The sequence below is a fragment of the Streptomyces sp. adm13(2018) genome (genome assembly GCF_008042145.1).
Lineage (GTDB): Bacteria > Actinomycetota > Actinomycetes > Streptomycetales > Streptomycetaceae > Streptomyces.
In genome coordinates this window covers 1-2,406 of record NZ_RDBH01000270.1, presented here as the reverse complement: position 1 = coordinate 2,406, position 2,406 = coordinate 1, and the positions used below count along the sequence as shown (strand labels likewise).

2 protein-coding genes are annotated in these 2,406 nt (G+C 75.8%); one reads left to right on the top strand and one right to left on the bottom strand.

What is annotated here, in order from left to right; genetic code table 11:
• On the bottom strand, positions 1-777 hold a 777-nt coding region (locus EAO70_RS36470), incomplete at its 3' end, for an AfsR/SARP family transcriptional regulator (RefSeq protein ID WP_187284204.1).
• Positions 778-969: 192 nt separating this feature from the next.
• On the opposite strand from EAO70_RS36470, the gene EAO70_RS36465 reads away from it, so the two are divergent.
• Entirely contained in the window at positions 970-2,370 is a 1,401-nt protein-coding gene (locus tag EAO70_RS36465) for a helix-turn-helix domain-containing protein (protein ID WP_148007068.1), read from the top strand.
• Positions 2,371-2,406 lie beyond the last annotated feature (36 nt).

The window sequence follows — 2,406 nt, the reverse complement described above, 5'->3', positions numbered from 1 at the left end:
GGGAGCGGGGGCGGCCAGTTCCGGACTGTCGCGCAGGATCCCCTCGTACACCTTGGTCAGCCTGGGGCCGGGATCGACGCCCAGCTCCTCCACCAGGAGTTCCCTGACCCGGCCGTACTCCTCCAGCGCCTCGGCCTGCCGGCCCGAGCGGTACAGGGCGAGCATCAACTGGGCGCGCAGCGACTCGTGCAGGGGATGCGCCTGCACCAGGTCCCGCAGGTCGACGACGAGCTCCGCCGTCTCGCCGAGCCCGAGACGGAGCTCGAAGAGCTGCTCCGCGGCGGCCAGCCTGCGCTCCTCCAGGGCCGTGGCAGCCGCCTCGATCACCGGGCCGCCCGCACCCGACAGGATCGGACCGCGCCACAGGCCGAGGGCCCGGCGCAGATCCGCCACGGCGTCGACCGTCCGGCCCTCGCCCGGCGCGTCCCGGGCGGATCTCACAAGATTTCCGAACTCCGTCAGGTCGAGCTGCTCCGGGGCGAGGACCACCCGGTAGCCGGGGCCGTCGGTGACGATGACCTCACTGCCCGACGGGATGCGCCGGCGGAGGTCGGCGACCGCCTTGCGGACCTGGTGCGAGGCCGTCGCCGGCGGCTCCTCGGCCCAGGCCGACTCCACGAGCCGGCCGATCGTCAGCACCCGTCCCGGCTCCAGGAGCAGCGTGCCCAGCACCCGTTCCTGGATGAGGCCCCCCAGCCTCAGGCGCGCGCCGCCGGCCCAGCCCTCCAGCGGCCCCAGCACGTTGAATCTCAGCGATTGCTCCTCGGCACCGGCCATTGCCGCGAGCACCCCCCCAGGTCTTCCGGCCACGCCCTCGGCGCCGGGTTTTGCGGATCCTAGCCCGTTCCCGTGACCCCCGGGAACGAGGCGGTACGCGATCGGTAAGCGGTTCCCGCACCGTAGGAACCACGAGGCCGCCTCCTGCACGGCCCTCGACCGAGGACCCCCCATGCAGCAAGGAGACTGGTCATGACCGCACAGGCATCGCCGGACGGACTCGCCGAACAGCTGCGGGCGGCACGGCAGTGGGCCGGCATCACCCAGGAGCAACTCGCCGGCCTGTCGACCGTCAGCGTGCGGGCCATCCGGGACCTGGAGCAGGGACGCGTCCGGCACCCGCGCCGCGAGACGCTCCGGCTGCTCGCCGGGGCCATGCGGCTCAGCGACGCCCGCCGGGCCGCCCTGGAACTGGCCGTCGACGGGGCCGAGGCCGGCACGGTGATGCGCGAGGCGTACGGCGCCGAGCTCGCCCCACCGCCCAAGCCGCTGCGCAGACTCGTCGGCCGCGCCGAGGAACTCCGCGCCCTGACCGGTCTGCTGGCCACCGAGCACGAGCGGCTCGTCAGCGTGGTGGGCCTGGCCGGCGTGGGCAAGACCCGGCTGGCCCAGGAGGCCGCCCTCCTGCTCCACGGCCGCGACCGGACCCCCGTCGTCTGGGTCGACATGACCGGGACCGCGCCGCAGCCCGCCGGGCCCGCGGGCACCCGCAGCCCGCGCTCCGCGCTGACGGGCTGGGCCCGCTCCCTCGCCCTCGGCGGCCGGGGCCTCGACGAACTCGCCTCCGTGATACGCGGCCGGGACACCCTCCTGGTCCTCGACGGCCACGACACCGGCCCCCACATCACGCCCCAGCTCCTGGAGCTGCTGCACGTCTGCGAGCGCCTCACGGTGCTGATCACCACCCGAGAACCGCACCGCACCCCGGGCAACCGGATGCTGCCGCTCGGCCCGCTGCCCGTGCCCGAGCCGGAGCCCGGGGCGTCCACGGGCGGAACCGGCGCACCGGGGGCCTCCCTGACCGCCGGGCAGCCGGCCGTCGAACTCATGCTGTCGTACGTCGGCCACATGCGTCCCGACCTGATGCCCGGCGACTCGCTGGTGCGCACGGTGGCGCGGATCAGCCGGGCCCTCGACGGGGTGCCGCGGGCGATGGAGGCCGCAGCCTCCTGGCTGCTGCTGCGCTCGCCCGCGGAACTGCTGCGGATCGCGCAGACCGCGCCGCTCGACGTCGTGGACGACGTGACCGCCGGGGAGCCCGGCGGAGACGCGGCCGGCGAGGGGCTCTCGGCGCTGCTCGCGGACGCCGTGGCCCGGCTCGACGACGGGCCCGCGGCCCTGCTCGGCGACCTGAGCCTGCTCCCCGACGGCTGGAGCGCCGACCAGGCCGCCGCCGGTCTGTCCGCGACCCCGGCGGGTGTGGTGCGCGACGTCCACGCGCTCATGCTCCGCGGCCTGGTGCGGCGCCTGCCCGGCGAGGGGGGCGGTGAGGAGGACGGCGCCCCGCGGTTCGGGGTGCTCCACCTGGTACGCCGGCTCGCCGCCGAACGCGCCGCCACCCTCGTACCGGCGACCGCCCTCGTCTCCTCCTGAACGGCCCGCCCCCTTCTCCCACCCGCTCCCTCCCTC

Excerpts from the sequence above, each read along its gene's own strand:
- EAO70_RS36465 (WP_148007068.1), top strand. The coding sequence starts at position 970 with ATGACCGCACAGGCATCGCCGGACGGACTCGCCGAACAGCTGCGGGCG.